A 15,777-nucleotide genomic window follows, 5' to 3' on the forward strand; every position below is an offset into this window, starting at 1 on the left:
CCGGCCCGCACCGCAGACCGGACACGCCGACGTGACCTAGGGAGCGTGCGATGAAGGCAGTGACCTGGCAGGGCAAGCGGGACGTACGGGTGGAGAGCGTGCCCGATCCGACGATCCAGGAGCCGACGGACGCCGTCATCCGCGTCACCTCCACCGGGCTGTGCGGCTCCGACCTGCACCTGTACGAGGTGCTCACCCCGTTCATGACACCGGGCGACATCCTCGGCCACGAGCCCATGGGCATCGTCGAGGAGGTCGGCGCCGGGGTGCCCGACCTCGCGGCCGGCGACCGGGTCGTGGTGCCGTTCCAGATCGCCTGCGGCAACTGCTGGATGTGCATGACCGGCCTGCCGACGCAGTGCGAGACCACCCAGGTCCACAGTGAGGGCATGGGGGCCGCCCTCTTCGGCTACACCCGTCTGTACGGCTCCGTCCCGGGAGGCCAGGCCGAGTACCTGCGCGTCCCGCAGGCACAGTTCGGCCCGATCAAGGTCCCCGAGGGCCCGCCCGACGACCGCTTCGTCTACCTCTCCGACGTCCTGCCCACCGCCTGGCAGGCGGTCGCCTACGCGGACGTCCCGCAGGGCGGGAGCGTCGCCGTGCTCGGCCTCGGGCCGATCGGTGACATGGCGTGCCGCATCGCCCAACTGCGCGGCGCCGGACAGGTCTTCGGCGTGGACCTGGTGGGCGAGCGGCTGCGCCGGGCACGGTCGCGCGGTGTGCAGACGTACGACCTCAGGCGCTTCGACAACGAGAAGGAACTGGTCCAGGCGATCCGCGACGAGACGGACGGACGCGGCCCCGACGCCGTGATCGACGCCGTCGGCACCGAGGCCCACGGCAGCGCCGCCGCCAAGCTCGCCCAGCAGGCCTCTTCGATGCTGCCGCGGAAGATCAGCGGACCGTTCGCGGAGCGCTTCAGCGTCGACCGGCTCGCCGCCTTCCACACCGCCATCGAGCTGGTGCGCCGGGGCGGCACGATCTCGCTGTCCGGTGTGTACGGCGGGATGGCCGACCCGCTGCCGATGCTCACCATGTTCGACAAGCAGATCCAGGTCCGGATGGGCCAGGCCAACGTGCGCCGCTGGAGCGACGAGATCATCCCCTACCTCACGGACGAGGACCCCCTCGGCGTCGACGACTTCGCCACCCACCGGCTGCCGCTCAGCGAGGCACCGAACGCCTACCAGATGTTCCAGCGCAAGCGGGACGGCGCGGTCAAGGTGCTGATGACTCCCTGAGTCACGCCCTGAGTCACGCCGAGTCACTCAGGGGGACCGAAGATCTCCGCCAGGTCGTAGCGCACCGGCTCCTCCAACTGCGCGTACGTGCAGCTCTCGGGAGTCCGGTCCGGGCGCCAGCGGCGGAAGCGGGCCGTGTGCCGGAAGCGGGCGCCGTTCTCCATGTGGTCGTACGCCACCTCGACCACCCGATCCGGCCGCAGCGGCACCCAGGACAGGTCCTTCTTGCCGGACCAGCGGCTGGGCGCCCCGGGCAGCCGGGCCGTCTCGTGCGCCGCCTCCTCCGCCCAGGCAGCCCACGGGTGTCCCGTGACGTCGTCCATGCGCAGCGGCTCCAGCTCCTCGACCAGCTCGGCCCGCCGCTTCATGGGGAAGGCCGCAGACACGCCCACGTGCTGGAGAGCACCCCGGTCGTCGTACAGGCCGAGCAGGAGCGAGCCGACCACCGGGCCGCTCTTGTGGAGGCGGTAGCCCGCGACGACGACATCCGCCGTCCGCTCGTGCTTGATCTTGAACATGGCACGCTCGTCCTGGAGGTACCGCCCGTTGAGCGGCTTGGCGATGACACCGTCCAGGCCCGCCCCCTCGTACTGCTCGAACCACTGCTGGGCCACGTCGATGTCGGTCGTCGCCGGCGCCACGTGCACGGGCGCCGTCACCTCGGTCAGGGCCGTGGTCAGCAGCGCCCGCCGCTCGCCGAGCGGCACGTCCAGCAGCGACTCGTCCGCCAGGGCGAGCAGGTCGAAGGCGACGAACGACGACGGTGTCCGCTCCGCCAGCATCCGCACCCGGGAGTCCGCCGGATGGATGCGCTCGGTCAGCGCGTCGAAGTCCAGCCGCCCCTCCCGCGCGATGACGATCTCCCCGTCCAGCACGCACCGCTCGGGCAACCGCTCCCTCAGCGCCGCCACCAACTCCGGGAAGTACCTGGTCAGAGGCTTGCCGGTGCGGCTGCCCAGCTCGACCTCGTCCCCGTCACGGAACACGATCGCCCGGAACCCGTCCCACTTCGCCTCGTAGTGCATGTCCGGCGGGATCTTCGCCACCGACTTGGCGAGCATGGGCTTCACGGGCGGCATGACGGGCAGATCCATGCTCCGATTCTGCGCTCGAACGCCGTGAAATGCCCGGTGTGCGAGGTGTGCGCAGTGCGCCTACCGTGGCTCGCATGGGCGAAGCGGTGGAACTGGAGGCGGGTGGCCGGACCGTACGGCTGTCCAGCCCGACCAAGGTCTTCTTCCCGGAGCGCGGCTTCACCAAGCTGGACCTCGCCCGCTACTACCAGGCCGTCGGGCCCGGCATCCTGCGCGCCCTGCGCAACCGCCCCACCACGCTGGAGCGCTACCCGGACGGAGTGGGCGGCGAGTCCTTCTTCCAGAAGCGGGCGCCGAAGAACATGCCCGACTGGATCCCGACCGCACACATCACTTTCCCCAGCGGCCGCAGCGCCGACGAGATGTGCCCCACCGAGGAGGCCGCCGTGCTGTGGGCCGCCCAGTTCGGCACCCTCACGTTCCACCCCTGGCCGGTCCGCCGCGACGACGTCGACAGCCCCGACGAACTGCGCATCGACCTCGACCCGCAGCCCGGCACCGACTACGACGACGCGGTCCGCGCCGCCCACGAACTGCGCGCGGTGCTCGACGAGCACGGCGGCCTGCGCGGCTGGCCGAAGACGTCGGGCGGGCGGGGCCTGCACGTCTTCGTACCGATCGAACCGCGCTGGACCTTCACCCAGGTCCGGCGCGCCGCCATCGCCGTCGGGCGGGAGATGGAACGCCGGATGCCGGAGCGGGTGACCATCAAGTGGTGGAAGGAGGAGCGGGGCTCGCGCATCTTCATCGACTACAACCAGACGGCCCGGGACCGCACGATCGCCTCCGCCTACTCCGTACGGCCGCGCCCGCACGCCCCGGTCTCCGCGCCCCTGCGCTGGGACGAGGTCGGTACCGCGCACCCCCAGGACTTCGACATCGCGACCATGCCCGCCCGCTTCGCCGAACTCGGCGACGTCCACGCGGACATGGACGACCACGCCTTCTCCCTCGAGGCCCTCCTGGAGCTGGCGCGCCGCGACGAGCACGATCACGGGCTCGGTGATCTGCCGTACCCGCCCGAGTATCCGAAGATGCCGGGAGAACCCAAGCGGGTGCAGCCGAGCAAGGCGAGGAAGGAGGCGCCCCCGCCGGAGGCACCTCCTGCCTGACCTGCCTGACCTGCAAGGGCACCCGCTACGAGGTGCCTCTGCCGGGACCTACAGCTCCTTGATCCTGATGTCCCGGTACGAGACCACGTCCGTGGTGCCGTGCACCTGGAGTCCGATGTAGCCGGAGGCGAACCGCCGCCCGTCCGTGCCCGGGTCGTCCGAGCGCGGCGGGGAGAAGTCCTGGCCGCCGACGTTGTCGAACTCGTTGATCAGCACGCCGTTGCGGTAGACCGCGTAGTGCTGGTCGACCACCCGGATCTCGTAGTCGTTCCACGTGCCCTTCTGGGTGACGCCGGCCCCGGCCAGTCCGACCCGGTCGAAGCCGTAGACCGAGCCCGTCTTGTACATGTCCCCGTCGGGCCGGTCGAGCACCTGAACCTCGTGCCCGTACTTGATGGCGACCCACTCCGGCCGCGACTCCTCCGGGTGGTCGAGCACCCACGGGAACCGCACGAACACCCCGGAGTTGGCGTTGCCGGTGCCCGGAGCGTCGTCACGCCACTGGAGCCTGAGCGAGAAGTCGCCGTACTTGCGCTGCGGGAACCACAGCATGCCGAGCCCGGCCCTGGTGGTGCCGGAGGTGATCGATCCGTCGGGGTTCGGTGCGAACGAACCGCCGCCCACCTGCTGCCACTTGGCGAAGGACTCCGCGCTGCCGTCGAGGATCGTGCGGTAGCCCTCGGTCTGTCCTGGCCTGCCGATGCCGGACTGGCGGGCCGCCTTCTGGATCGCGTCGTACTCGCGCTGGTCGACGACGCCTTCCGTCAGCAGCTTGTCGAGGACCGCCTTGACGTGCTTCAGGAACAGCGCGTGGGACGTCCACTCCTTCTCGTCCTCGATCAACTCGTTGATCCGGCACCGGTTGTCGGTGACCCGGTTCGGCACGCCCGAGTCGACCGCGCCGACGATGACCGTCAACCGTTCGTCGTATTCCGCGCAGTTGGGCGCGGGCACCCCGCCACCGGCCACGACAGCGAAGCTGACGGTCCGTGCGGCGGAGGTGTTGCCCGCCTTGTCGATGGCCCGGTACGCGAGGGTGTGCGCGCCGGCACGGTCGACCACCACGGGAATGCTGTATGCGATGTACGGTCCACCGTCGAGTGAATACTCGATCCGGTCGACACCCGACCCGCCGTGTTCGTCGGTCGCGCTCACGGTCACCTTGGCGTTCCCGACGTAAGCCCCGTCGGAGTTCCGCGTGCCGTCCACGGTCACGCCGGTCACCGGCGGGGTCGTGTCCTGCGGTGGCGCGGCGACGACCGTGAACCGCACGCTCTTCTCGGCGGCCACGTTGCCTGCCTTGTCGGTGGCCCGGTAGCGCACCGTGTGCGTCCCGACCTGGTGCACCATCACGGGGGCGGTGTACGGCTGCCAGGCACCGGAGCCGACGGCGTACTCGATGGTGTTGACGCCGGATCCGGTGTCCGAGGCGCTGACGGTGACCGTCGCCATGTCGACGTACGTCCCGTCGGCGTTCTGCTCACCGCTCACCGTCGCCGAGGTGTCGGGCGGTGCGGTGTCGTCGGAGGCCGGTGGGACGACGGTGAACTCGACGCTCTTCTCGGCCGACACGTTGCCCGCCTTGTCGAGGGCGCGGTAGCGGACCTTGTGGCTGCCGACCTGGTCGACGACGACCGGTGCGGTGTACGGAATCCAGTCGCCCGCCTCGCCGACCGCATACTGGATAATGTCGACCCCGGACCCGCCGTCTTCGTCGGTCGCGCTGATCGCGACACTCGCCGAGCCGACGTACTCGCCCTGCGCGTTCTGCGTGCCGGTCACCTGCGCGGCCACCTCGGGCGGTGTCGTGTCCTCGCCGCCGCCCTCGGTCACCACGAGGATGCCCTGCATCTGGCCGTGGCCGGGAATCGTGCAGTGGTAGAAGTAGCGGCCCGGCGAGAGCGTGACCTCGGCGGTGTGACGGCCGCCCTGGTCGTCGCCCGGATTGGCGAGGATGTTCAGCTGGACGTCGCTGTTGAACTCCGGATCGCTCGTCACGAACGTCAACGTGTGCGGCATTCCGATGGTGTTGCCGGTCGCCGCACTGTTCTCGAAGACGATCGTCGCCGCGCCCGCCACGGCCGTCGCGGGCGCCGACGTGTACTTGTCGATGTCGTTTCCGGCGGTCCAGGTGAGCACCTGGGCCGCGGCCTGCTTCTGGGGCTGCCGGGTCTCCTGCCGGGTCTGCCCCGCTGCGGGCAGCGCCTGCAGCCCGAGTATGACGAGCAGCGCGGCCAACAGGGCCGTCCAGACTCTTCGTTGCCGTGTCACTGCGTCCCCCTCGCCAGCTGGCCGGCGGCCGGAGTCGGCCCGCCGCCCGTGTAAGTGACCCGCCACAGCGCCGACCTGGCGTCCGAGGTGAAGAAACCACGGCCGTAGTCGAGGACGTACAGGGCGCCGTCCGGACCGAACTTCCAGTCCATGAGGTTCCTGATGCCGTTGTTGCCGACCGGCACGATCTTCTTCAGGGACTCCGAGTGGACCGGCAGACCGCCGTCACCGTGGTTCTTCGGATCGGTGATGACCGCGTTGCGCGGCTGGTCGGCGTCGTAGAAGTCACCGACGAACCACTTGCCGTCCCAGTAGGAGGGCCACTTGGCGGCGCTCGTGCTCGCCGCGTCGTACCGGTAGACCGGCCCGTTCATCGCGGCCTGGCCTCCGCCCTTGAGCCACGGCAGCCGATAGGTGGCCTCCTCCTGCTTGTACGAGGGGATACCGTTCGTGTCGCGCGGGTAGTCGGGGGCGCCGCCCTGGGGCGAGTACCAGATGTTGTTGCCGGTGACGGGCGGCAGGTTGACCAGGCCGTCGTTGTTGGGCGACTCGTTCTTCGGGTGGTCGCAGTCGTACCAGCCGAGCGGCCGGGTGGGATCGGGCAGGTTGCGGTCCCGGTAGGGCTGCTTGTTGCCCATGCAGTACGGCCAGCCGCGGTTGCCCGCCTCGGTGATGACGGCGAAGGTGTCGTACTTGGCGGGACCCCAGGTCGTCGAGGGCGCGCTCGCGTCGGGGCCGACCCAGCCGGCGTAGAGGGTGTCGGTCTGCCTGTCGACGAAGATGCGCGCGGGGTTGCGCACGCCCATCACATAGATCTCGCCCCGTGTCTTGCCGCCGCCCTCGTCGGTCTCCCTGCCGGTGAAGAGGTTGCCGTCGGGGAGGGTGTAGGTCCCGTCGGGTTCCGGGTGGATGCGCAGGATCTTGCCGTTGAGGTTGTTGGTGTTGCCGGCGGTGCGGCGTGCGTCGGCGAAGGAGACGCCTTTGTAGTTCGGCTGCGGGTTGTTGCCCGAGTAGCCGTCGCTGAAGCCGCTGGAGTTGTTGTCGCCGGTGGCGATGTACAGGTTGCCCTGGGAGTCCCAGGCCATCCCGCCGCCCGCATGGCAGCAACTGTGGATCTGCACCGGCCACTTGAGCAGCACCTTCTCGCTGCCCAGGTCCAGCTTGTCGGTGGCGGGGTCGAGGGTGAAGCGGGAGACGCGCCGCTCGGCCATCCGGGTGTCGCGGTTGATCTGCGCGTGCGGCGTGTAGTGCAGGTACACCCAGCCGTTCTGCTCGAAGCGCGGGTCGAGATCGATGCCGAGCAGGCCCTCCTCGACCTTGACCAGTTCGTCGCCGCCGCCCTTGTTGCCGAAGACGGTCAACGCGCCTGCCAGGGTGACCTTCTTGGTCGCGGGATCGTAGACGTGGATCTCGCCCTTGCCCTTTCCGATGTCGGGGTTGTTCCAGTCGGTGATCACGGGCTGGGAGGAGTCGGCGCCGCCCCGGCCGATGTAGAACACGCGGCCGTCGGGCGCGGTGACCAGGCCGTGCGGTTCGCCGATCTGGTCGTTCTGCCCGGGCTGGTTGGGCTGGGTGAGCCGCTCCGCCTTGTAGTTGCCGGTGACGGTCGCCTTGCAGTCGGCCTGCGCCAGCCGGGTGGTCCACAGCAGCGCGCCCCGCAGATGCGCGCGGAAGTCCGTCTCGTCGTACGACGACACCGTGCCGCCCATGCCGGTGTAGAAGGACCGCCCGCCGTCGTAGTCCCGGCACCAACTGACCGGGTGGTCCCAGCCGTTGGCGCTCGTACCCGGCTGGTATGTCGACTCCCTTACACGGGCGACCGTATGCACGTCACCCGACGGGTTCTTCACCCAGTTGAGCCACCGGTCGGGGCGCTTCCACTGGAGAGGCAGGTCCTTGGTGGCCGGATGTCGGCGGTCGCCGACCTCGACGGTGGCCCGCTGCGCGTTCGTCGGACCGGACGCGGCCGGTCGGGCGCCGACGAGGCCCGTGAACCAGTCCGAGTACGGCTCGGCGCGGGCCGCGTCATGGATGCCGAGGAAGCCGCCGCCGGCCTCCATGTAGGCCTCCAGGCCCGCTTCCTGATCGGGATCGAGGACGTCCCCGCCGCCGGTCAGGAAGGCGATGGCGTTGTAGCGTCCCAGCCGCGTGTCATCGGTGAAGACGGACGGGTCGCCCGTGGCCTCGACCTTGAAGCGCCCGCCCGCCGGGCCGGTCAGGCCGATCTGCTCGATCGCCTCGATGCCGGCGTTCACGACCGGCGACTCGTCCCCCGCGGCGGCGGACCCGTGGAAGATCAGCACCCGTACGTTCGCGCCGCCCGGCGGCGACTTGACGGACATCGTTGTCGGGGACGGCTCCGGGGCCGGACGCGCGTTCGCGGCGGGCCCCGACAACAGTCCGGCGGCGACGACCCCGGCGGTCACGGTGGCCGCCCAGGCCCGTCTTCTCCCGTTTCTCGTGCTTCTTGCGCTCAACCCTCGTAAGTGCATGGGCACCTCCTCGGTCACAGCAACAGCGCGATGGAAGCTAGACCACTTTGCACAACTCGCCAATACCTATGACCGAGTTACGACGAACTTTGTCCTGAGTGTGGATGAACGGCGGAACGGCCGGTACCGTCTCACCGGTTCATCACAGGTACGTCTCCGCAAATTCCGTATCAGGGTGGGGAGTTCCGCATGGACAGACGCGGGTTCAACCGACGAGTACTGCTGGGCGGCGCGGTCGTGGCGACCTCGTTGTCCCTCGGGCCCGAGGCCATGAGTGCCGACACACCGGCGAAGACCGCCCCGGCCGGGGGCGCGGTGAGACACATCAGGCTGTACGCCGAGAAGCTCGCCGACGGGCAGATGGGCTACGGCTTCGAGAAGGGGAAGGCCACGATCCCCGGACCGCTGATCGAACTCAACGAGGGCGACACCCTGCACATCGAGTTCGAGAACACGATGGACGTGGCGGCGAGCCTGCACGTGCACGGCCTGGACTACGAGATCTCCAGCGACGGCACGAAGATGAACAAGAGCCACGTCGAGCCGGGAGGCACCCGCACCTACACCTGGCGCACCCACGCCCCCGGGCGTCGCAAGGACGGCACCTGGCGGGCAGGCAGCGCGGGCTACTGGCACTACCACGACCACGTCGTGGGGACGGAGCACGGGACCGGCGGAATCCGCAAGGGCCTGTACGGGCCGGTGATCGTCCGCCGCAAGGGAGACGTCCTGCCGGACCGGACCCACACCATCGTCTTCAACGACATGCTGATCAACAACAGGCCCGCGCACTCCGGCCCCGACTTCGAGGCCACCGTGGGCGATCGGGTCGAGTTCGTGATGATCACGCACGGCGAGTACTATCACACCTTCCACCTGCACGGTCACCGCTGGGCGGACAACCGCACGGGCATGCTCACCGGACCCGACGACCCCAGTCAGGTCGTCGACAACAAGATCGTGGGCCCGGCGGACTCCTTCGGCTTCCAGGTGATCGCGGGGGAGGGGGTCGGAGCCGGGGCGTGGATGTACCACTGCCATGTGCAGAGCCACTCCGACATGGGGATGGTGGGGCTGTTCCTGGTGAGGAAGACCGACGGGACCATCCCCGGGTACGAGCCGCACGAGCCGCACGAGCCGCACGAGTCCCACTGAGACGATCGCGGACTTCCGCGCTTCGAAGACCGCTCCGAGAGCGCTCTCACCCCGCTCCACGCCCGACGCTATCCTGATCGGCACCCCGCCGATGAGGAGCCCTGAAGTGACCGAGACAGCGCCGCGTCCCACGCTGGAGGCCGTGGCCGCGCGGGCCGGGGTCTCACGGGCCACCGCCTCGCGGGTGGTCAACGGCGGGGACGGGGTCAGGGAGCCGCTCGTGGAGCGGGTGCGGCGCGCGGTGGACGAACTCGGGTACGTACCCAACCAGGCCGCCCGCAGCCTGGTGACCAGACGCCACGACGCCGTCGCCGTCGTCGTCGCCGAACCGGAGACGCGGGTCTTCGCCGACCCCTTCTTCGCCCTGCAACTGCGCGGCATCAGCAAGGAGTTGACGGCCCTCGACAACCAGCTGGTGCTGCTGCTCACCGAGGGCCGCGACGACCACGCCCGGGTCGGCCGCTATCTCGCCGGCGGTCATGTCGACGGGGCGCTGGTGTTCTCGCTGCACCTCGAGGACCCGCTGCCCGGGCTGATCCGCCGCGCCGGCGTCCCGACCGTCTTCGGCGGCCGCCCCGGCTGGAGCGACGGCGAGGGGGGCGACGTCGTGTACGTCGACAGCGACAACCGGGGCGGCGCCCGCGACGCCGTACGCCATCTCGTCGGCCTCGGCCGGAGGCGCGTCGCGCACATCACCGGCCCGCTCGACCAGACCTCGGCGGCGGACCGGCTCGACGGGTACCGGGACGTCATGGCCGACGCCGAGACGCCACTGGTCGCGCCGGGCGACTTCACACCGGCCGGCGGCGAGCGGGCGATGCGCGCACTCCTCGACCGCTGCCCCGACGTGGACGCGGTGTTCGCCGCCAACGACCTCACCGCCGCCGGCGCCCTGCGCGTACTGCGCGAGCACGGGCGGCGCGTGCCCGAGGACGTCGCCGTGATCGGCTTCGACGACATGCTGCCCGTCGCCGAACAGACCGACCCTCCCCTGACCACGGTCCGTCAGGACATAGAGGAGATGGGCCGGTTGATGGCCCGCCTGCTCCTGCGCGGCCTCGATCGCCGCAACGCCGACGAAAAGACGCGGCCGTCCAGCATCGTCCTGCCGACGACACTGATCCGCCGCGCCTCCGCCTGACGCGCCACGGCCGCGCCGACGCCTGCCTCGGCTAGGTCTGCTGCTGTGGCGGCGCGCTCTTGATCACCGCGAAGCGGGCGCCGTACGGGTCGGCGAGCTCGGCGATGCGGCCGACGTCCTCCAGGTCCGTCGCCGGCATCCGGACCGTGCCGCCCCGCTCCTGCGCCGTGCCGACCGCGGCGTCCGCGTCCGGGACTTCGAAGTACGGCAGCCAGGCTCCGGTCCGCGCCTTGGTCGGGTCGTCCTCCAGCGGGACGATGCCGCCGAACATGGCACCCGGCTCGGTTCCCGACGGGTGGACGGTGGTGTAGGTGTCCCCGGCGAAGGTGAGCGCGGAGGTCTCCCAGCCGAACAGCCTGTTGTAGAACCCGGCGGCCGCGGGGAGGTCCGGCGTGTACAGCTCCAGCCAGCACAGCGAGCCCTGCTCCTGCACGACGTCCAGGCCCTTGTTGGCCGCGGGCTGCCAGATGCCGAAGGACACGCCCGCCTGGTCGGCGAGGATCGCCATGCGGCCCTGGTCCAGGACGTCCATGGGCTGCATCAGCACCGAGCCGTGCGCCTGCTCGGCCGCCTTGGCGGTGGCGTCGGCGTCCGGTGTCTGGAAGTACACGGTCCAGGACGGCGGGCCCTGTTCCGGGGTGGTCTGCATGCCGCCCGCGGCCGTCCTGCCGTCGAGCTGGAAGAAGCCGTAGCCGCCGACCTCGGGCCCGCCCGACCGGAACTCCCAGCCGAAGAGCCCGCCGTAGAAGGTGGAGGCGCCCTCGATGTCGGGTGTGCCGAGATCGAGCCAGTTCGGAGCGCCGGTGACATAACGGGTGGTGAGCATCTCTGCCCTCCTTCGAAGGGTCCCGTTGCCTGCACTGCCGAGTCTCGCACCGCCCACTGACAATCGCGCGGGGCAGGACCACGGGCCTGGTTACCCTGCGTGTTCGCAGGAACTCGTCTTGTCGTACGGCGTCCCGCGCGCCGCCGTGCGCGCGGGTGCCCGGCAGGGTCATCATCGGTCGGCCGGAGGCCGTGCGGGCCCGGCGTTGATCGCGCGTTGATGGAACGTTTTTCGCGCCCGGGCACGATCGCGCTCATGCACATCGACACCATCACCCCGGCCGACCTCGGCCGGCAGACGCAGGCCCTGTGCGCGCAGACCGGGGCGGACTTCTTCTTTCCCGAGCCGGGCAGCTCGGTGCGCGAGGCGAAGCGCATCTGCGGCATGTGCGAGATGCGCTCCGCCTGCCTGGAGTACGCGCTGTCCAACGACGAGCGCTTCGGCGTCTGGGGCGGCCTGTCCGAGAAGGAACGGCTGCACCTCAGGCGCACGAGTGACTGACCGCCCCGCTCGCCGTCCGGCCGCCGGGCGAGCCGTAAATTCGTGCGACCGGCCGGTGGGCGTGCGGTTAGGATCCGGGGGCGCGGCCGGGCGTAGCGCAGAGGCAGTCGCGCCGCCTTGCCCAGGCGGATACGCCGGTTCGAATCCGGTCGTCCGGGCCGCGCGGGTGGGTCGGTAGCGCAGAGGCAGGCGCACCGCCTTGTCAGGGCGGAAACGCCGGTTCGAATCCGGTCCGGCCCACCACAGCACGGCACCGGACGGGCGGGGACACATGCGTGACGCACTCGGCGAGGAGGAGCTGGCCGCCTTCCACCGCACGGTCGCCCGACTGCGGGCGCTGCCCGTCGACGACCCCGTACGCCTGCACGCCGAGCAGGTTGCCGCCTCCTTCGCGAGGGACGGACGTCTGCGGCGGCGCAGGGCCCGCGGTGCCGAACTGTCCGCCGCCGACGCCGAGGTGATGGCCGCGACCGCGACCGGCGCGCCCGACCGGCGCGAGGACGCCCCGCTGGTCGCCGCGGGCACCGGCGGGGTCTTCCGCAGGCCGCGCACCTGCTATGTCTGCAAGTCGCCCTATCGGCAGGTCGATTCCTTCTACCACCGCCTGTGCCCGCGCTGCGCCGCCGACAACACCGCCCGCCGCGACCTGAGCACCGACCTGAGCGGGCGCCGGGTGCTCCTCACCGGTGGCCGGGTCAAGATCGGCTTCCAGCTGGCGCTGATGATGCTGCGCGACGGCGCGCGCCTGCTGGTCACCTCGCGCTTCCCGCACGACACCGTGCGCCGCTTCCGGGCCGAGCCGGGCAGCGAGAAGTGGCTGGACCGGCTGACCGTCCTAGCCGTCGACCTGCGCGACCCGCGCCAAGTGCTGGGGCTGTGCGAGGAGTTGCGTCAGGAGGGCGAGCCGCTGGACGTCCTCGTCAACAACGCGGCGCAGACCGTGCGGCGCCCGCCCGAGTCGTACGCGCTGCTCGCGGCGGGGGAGTACGACGCGCTGCCCGAGGGCGCACGTCACGCCCCCGGTTTCACCCCGATGCGAATGCTGGGCGGCGGTGCCGCGTCCCTGCCGGTCGCGCTGCGGGAGGCCGACGAGGCCGGACTGCTGCCCGACCCGGCCCCGGAGAACTCCTGGTCGGCCCGGCTGGGTGCCCTCGACCCGGCCGAGGTCCTGGAGACCCAGCTGGTCAACGCGCTCGCCCCGGCCCTGCTGTGCGACCGGCTGCTGCCCCTGCTGCTGGCCTCGCCGCACCCGCGCCGGTACGTGGTCAACGTGACGGCCGTGGAAGGCCGGTTCGCCGTCCGCAACAAGATGGCCGGCCACCCGCACACCAACATGGCCAAGGCCGCGCTCAACATGCTCACCCGCACCAGCGCCGCCGAACTCGCCGGGCAGGGCGTGCACATGTGCGCCGTCGACACCGGCTGGATCACCGACGAGAACCCGGCGCCGAAGAAGGCCCGGATGGCGGACGCGGGCTTCCGCACACCACTGGACATCGTGGACGGCGCGGCCCGCGTGTACGACCCGATCGTGCGCGGCGAGGCCGGGGACCCCGTGTCCGGGGTCTTCCTCAAGGACTACCGGGAGGCGGAGTGGTGAGCGAACAACCCGTGGCGGGCTTCGCCGGAGTCCCGCACGTCGTGCCGCGGCCGCGCGCCGAACTCGCCCCGCTGCTGGACTGGTTGCGTGCCGGTCGACCGGCCGGGGAGCGCCTGGACTTCACGGCCGGCACGGCGCTGCCAGACGGCCGCCTCGACCTGTGCAAGCAGGGACTGGGTGCCCAGGGCGCCGCCCTGGTCGCCGAAGCGCTCTCCCAAGGGCCGTCGCCGGTACGGCACCTGCTGCTCGGAACCGACGCGCTCGGCGACGCGGGCGCCACCGCCGTGGCCGGTGCGAACACCGGCGTCGAGACCCTCTACCTCGGCTGCAACAACATCACCGCGGGTGGCGCCTGCCGGATCGCCGACCAGCTGCGCGCCTCCCCGCAGGTGGTCACCGGCGTCTGGCTGAAGCGCAACCCGCTGGGCGGAGGGGGAGGCCGGGCGGCGGCCGAACTGGTCGAGTCGGCCCGGTCGTTGCGCACCCTCGACCTCGTCCAGACCGGCCTCGACGCGGCGGGCGGCGCCGTCCTCGCCGACGCACTGCTCGCGGCCGCCGACAACGGACGCCGTATCGAACGGCTCTTCGTCGGCGGCAACCCGCTGGGGGAAGCCGGGGCGGAACCGCTCGCCGCGGTCATCACGGCCGGGGCGATCGACGAACTGTACGTCTCCGCGGCCGGGTTGGGTGACGCGGGCGCACACCAGCTCTCCCGTGCCCTGGAGCGGGCACCGTACGGACGACTCGCCCGCCTGTCCGTGGCCTGCAACGGCATCGGTCCGCAGGCCGCGGCCCGGCTGGTGTCGGCGGCTGCCGCGGCCGGAGTCACCCTGCTGGATCTCGGCCGGGTGCGGGCGGCGGCGGTACTGGGCGCGGCCGACAACCGCATCGACGTGTCGGCCGCCGGGACGATCGCGGAAGTCCTCGCAGGTGCCACCCACCGCCTCAGCCACCTCGTCCTCACCCACACCGGCATGCGCAGCCGCGAGGCGCACCGCCTCCTCGACGCCGCACCCCGCGCCACCACAGCCACCCGCTTCGTCCTGGGCCGGGGCATCGCCACCAGCGTCAAACGCCGCCTGGAGGCTCTCAGCGCCCACGTCCCGCCCCCGACGGTCCCGGCCGACGTGGCAGCCGTACGCAGTGTGCACAGGACAGCCCCCCGGCCGGAGCCGGAGGGCTAGTCTCTTGCGTCAAGGGCGGGGTCGTAGCGCAGAGGCAGGCGCGCCGGTCTCCAGAACCGGCACACGCTGGTTCGAATCCAGTCGGCCCCGCCCCCCAGGCAGGTCAGCCGGCCGCGCGGGCCGCCATCCGCGCCTTGCGCGCCGCCAGCTTCTCGTCGAACTTGGAAGCCTCCGAGTCCAGGCCGCTCATGTACAGGCCGAGTTCCTCCTGGGCCTTGAGACCCTCGGGGCCGAGGCCGTCGATCTCCAGGACCTTCAGGAAGCGCAGGACGGGCTGGATGACGTCGTCGTGGTGGATTCGCATGTTGTAGACCTCGCCAATGGCCATCTGCGCGGCCGCCCGCTCGAAGCCGGGCATGCCGTGGCCGGGCATCCGGAAGTTCACGATCACGTCGCGCACCGCCTGCATCGTCAGGTCGGGCGCGAGGTCGAAGGCCGCCTTGAGCAGGTTGCGGTAGAAGACCATGTGCAGGTTCTCGTCGGTCGCGATGCGCGCCAGCATGCGGTCGCAGACCGGGTCGCCGGACTGGTGGCCGGTGTTGCGGTGCGAGACGCGGGTCGCCAGCTCCTGGAAGGCGACGTAGGCCACCGAGTGCAGCATCGAGTGGCGGTTGTCCGACTCGAAGCCCTCGGCCATGTGGGCCATGCGGAACTGCTCCAGCTGGTCCGGGTCGACCGCGCGCGAGGCGAGCAGGTAGTCGCGCATCACGATGCCGTGCCGGCCCTCTTCCGCGGTCCAGCGGTGCACCCAGGTGCCCCAGGCGCCGTCGCGGCCGAAGAGGGAGGCGATCTCGTGGTGGTAGCTGGGGAGGTTGTCCTCGGTGAGCAGGTTCACGACCAGGGCGATCCGGCCGAGCTCGGTGACCTTGGACTGCCCCTTCTCCCAGGCCTCGCCGTCCTCGAAGATGCCGGGGAAGTTACGGCCGTCGCTCCACGGCACGTACTCGTGCGGCATCCAGTCCTTGGCGACCTTCAGGTGGCGGTTCAGTTCCTGCTCGACTACTTCCTCCAGCGCGTACAGCAGCCGGGCGTCGGTCCAGGCCGAGGACGGGCTGCCGAGGTGAGGGGAAGTGATCGTCACGGGTACTCCAGGGGGACGCGGTTCTGAAACGGGAGAATCCGGCGAGCGGTGCCGGGCCGGTACCTACGGAATCGTAGGC

General features: G+C 70.9%; 12 protein-coding genes and 3 tRNA genes. 10 read left to right on the top strand and 5 right to left on the bottom strand.

Annotated features, from left to right (window positions below):
• Window positions 1-50: 50 nt before the first annotated feature.
• Complete coding sequence (locus tag ACFWWR_RS00910; protein WP_383866317.1) at window positions 51-1,241, top strand: zinc-dependent alcohol dehydrogenase; 1,191 nt, start codon at window positions 51-53, stop codon at window positions 1,239-1,241.
• 23 nt (window positions 1,242-1,264) lie between these two features.
• Here the strand turns inward: ACFWWR_RS00910 and ACFWWR_RS00915 are convergent, their stop codons facing one another.
• Window positions 1,265-2,335: an ATP-dependent DNA ligase gene (locus ACFWWR_RS00915; RefSeq protein WP_383866319.1), complete on the bottom strand. Its 1,071-nt coding sequence runs from the start codon at window positions 2,333-2,335 to the stop codon at window positions 1,265-1,267.
• A gap of 74 nt (window positions 2,336-2,409) precedes the next feature.
• Here ACFWWR_RS00915 and ligD point away from each other — a divergent pair, with 74 nt between their 5' ends.
• Window positions 2,410-3,447 (top strand): non-homologous end-joining DNA ligase, encoded by a 1,038-nt coding sequence (gene ligD, locus ACFWWR_RS00920; protein ID WP_383866320.1) that lies wholly within the window; start codon window positions 2,410-2,412, stop codon window positions 3,445-3,447.
• A 48-nt stretch (window positions 3,448-3,495) separates the two neighbouring features.
• Here the strand turns inward: ligD and ACFWWR_RS00925 are convergent, their stop codons facing one another.
• Together ACFWWR_RS00925 and ACFWWR_RS00930 are read right to left on the bottom strand one after the other, a co-directional pair.
• Window positions 3,496-5,718 (bottom strand): OmpL47-type beta-barrel domain-containing protein, encoded by a 2,223-nt coding sequence (locus ACFWWR_RS00925; protein WP_384301241.1) that lies wholly within the window; start codon window positions 5,716-5,718, stop codon window positions 3,496-3,498.
• Window positions 5,715-8,210: a ThuA domain-containing protein gene (locus ACFWWR_RS00930; RefSeq protein WP_383866324.1), complete on the bottom strand. Its 2,496-nt coding sequence runs from the start codon at window positions 8,208-8,210 to the stop codon at window positions 5,715-5,717. The genes ACFWWR_RS00925 and ACFWWR_RS00930 overlap by 4 nt, the downstream gene beginning before the upstream one ends.
• A 189-nt stretch (window positions 8,211-8,399) precedes the next feature.
• Here ACFWWR_RS00930 and ACFWWR_RS00935 point away from each other — a divergent pair, with 189 nt between their 5' ends.
• Both ACFWWR_RS00935 and ACFWWR_RS00940 read left to right on the top strand, forming a co-directional pair.
• The gene (locus ACFWWR_RS00935; RefSeq protein ID WP_384301245.1) at window positions 8,400-9,365 is read left to right on the top strand and encodes a multicopper oxidase domain-containing protein; all 966 of its coding nucleotides are present in this window, start codon (window positions 8,400-8,402) and stop codon (window positions 9,363-9,365) included.
• A gap of 106 nt (window positions 9,366-9,471) precedes the next feature.
• Window positions 9,472-10,506, top strand: coding sequence for a LacI family DNA-binding transcriptional regulator (locus ACFWWR_RS00940; RefSeq protein WP_383866328.1), 1,035 nt, complete (start codon window positions 9,472-9,474; stop codon window positions 10,504-10,506).
• A gap of 31 nt (window positions 10,507-10,537) precedes the next feature.
• Here ACFWWR_RS00940 and ACFWWR_RS00945 read toward each other — a convergent pair whose 3' ends face one another.
• Window positions 10,538-11,332 carry a VOC family protein gene (locus ACFWWR_RS00945; RefSeq protein WP_383866330.1) on the bottom strand — a complete coding sequence of 265 codons (795 nt, stop codon included), beginning with the start codon at window positions 11,330-11,332 and terminating at the stop codon, window positions 10,538-10,540.
• Window positions 11,333-11,587: 255 nt separating this feature from the next.
• Between ACFWWR_RS00945 and ACFWWR_RS00950 the strand changes: the two genes are divergently transcribed.
• From ACFWWR_RS00950 to ACFWWR_RS00975, 6 genes are all read left to right on the top strand, one after another.
• The gene (locus ACFWWR_RS00950) at window positions 11,588-11,833 is read left to right on the top strand and encodes a WhiB family transcriptional regulator (protein WP_383866332.1); all 246 of its coding nucleotides are present in this window, start codon (window positions 11,588-11,590) and stop codon (window positions 11,831-11,833) included.
• An 86-nt stretch (window positions 11,834-11,919) separates the two neighbouring features.
• A tRNA-Gly gene (locus tag ACFWWR_RS00955) sits at window positions 11,920-11,991 on the top strand.
• A gap of 10 nt (window positions 11,992-12,001) precedes the next feature.
• Window positions 12,002-12,076, top strand: a tRNA-Asp gene (locus ACFWWR_RS00960).
• A 28-nt stretch (window positions 12,077-12,104) separates the two neighbouring features.
• On the top strand, window positions 12,105-13,433 hold the full coding sequence (locus ACFWWR_RS00965) for an SDR family NAD(P)-dependent oxidoreductase (protein WP_383866334.1): 1,329 nt from the start codon (window positions 12,105-12,107) through the stop codon (window positions 13,431-13,433).
• The gene (locus tag ACFWWR_RS00970) at window positions 13,430-14,617 is read left to right on the top strand and encodes a ribonuclease inhibitor (protein WP_384301249.1); all 1,188 of its coding nucleotides are present in this window, start codon (window positions 13,430-13,432) and stop codon (window positions 14,615-14,617) included. The genes ACFWWR_RS00965 and ACFWWR_RS00970 overlap by 4 nt, the downstream gene beginning before the upstream one ends.
• A gap of 17 nt (window positions 14,618-14,634) precedes the next feature.
• Window positions 14,635-14,707: transfer RNA gene (locus ACFWWR_RS00975), tRNA-Trp, on the top strand.
• 13 nt (window positions 14,708-14,720) lie between these two features.
• Here ACFWWR_RS00975 and ACFWWR_RS00980 read toward each other — a convergent pair.
• Complete coding sequence (locus ACFWWR_RS00980) at window positions 14,721-15,698, bottom strand: acyl-ACP desaturase (RefSeq protein ID WP_383866338.1); 978 nt, start codon at window positions 15,696-15,698, stop codon at window positions 14,721-14,723.
• Window positions 15,699-15,777: the final 79 nt, after the last annotated feature.

This window comes from Streptomyces sp. NPDC058678, from assembly GCF_042714835.1.
In the GTDB taxonomy this organism is placed as follows: Bacteria; Actinomycetota; Actinomycetes; order Streptomycetales; family Streptomycetaceae; genus Streptomyces.

Excerpts from the sequence above, each read along its gene's own strand:
- ACFWWR_RS00910 (WP_383866317.1), top strand. The coding sequence starts at position 51 with ATGAAGGCAGTGACCTGGCAGGGCAAGCGGGACGTACGGGTGGAGAGC.
- ACFWWR_RS00915 (WP_383866319.1), bottom strand. The coding sequence starts at position 2,335 with ATGGATCTGCCCGTCATGCCGCCCGTGAAGCCCATGCTCGCCAAGTCG.
- ligD (WP_383866320.1), top strand. The coding sequence starts at position 2,410 with ATGGGCGAAGCGGTGGAACTGGAGGCGGGTGGCCGGACCGTACGGCTG.
- ACFWWR_RS00930 (WP_383866324.1), bottom strand. The coding sequence starts at position 8,210 with ATGCACTTACGAGGGTTGAGCGCAAGAAGCACGAGAAACGGGAGAAGA.
- ACFWWR_RS00935 (WP_384301245.1), top strand. The coding sequence starts at position 8,400 with ATGGACAGACGCGGGTTCAACCGACGAGTACTGCTGGGCGGCGCGGTC.
- ACFWWR_RS00945 (WP_383866330.1), bottom strand. The coding sequence starts at position 11,332 with ATGCTCACCACCCGTTATGTCACCGGCGCTCCGAACTGGCTCGATCTC.
- ACFWWR_RS00950 (WP_383866332.1), top strand. The coding sequence starts at position 11,588 with ATGCACATCGACACCATCACCCCGGCCGACCTCGGCCGGCAGACGCAG.
- ACFWWR_RS00965 (WP_383866334.1), top strand. The coding sequence starts at position 12,105 with ATGCGTGACGCACTCGGCGAGGAGGAGCTGGCCGCCTTCCACCGCACG.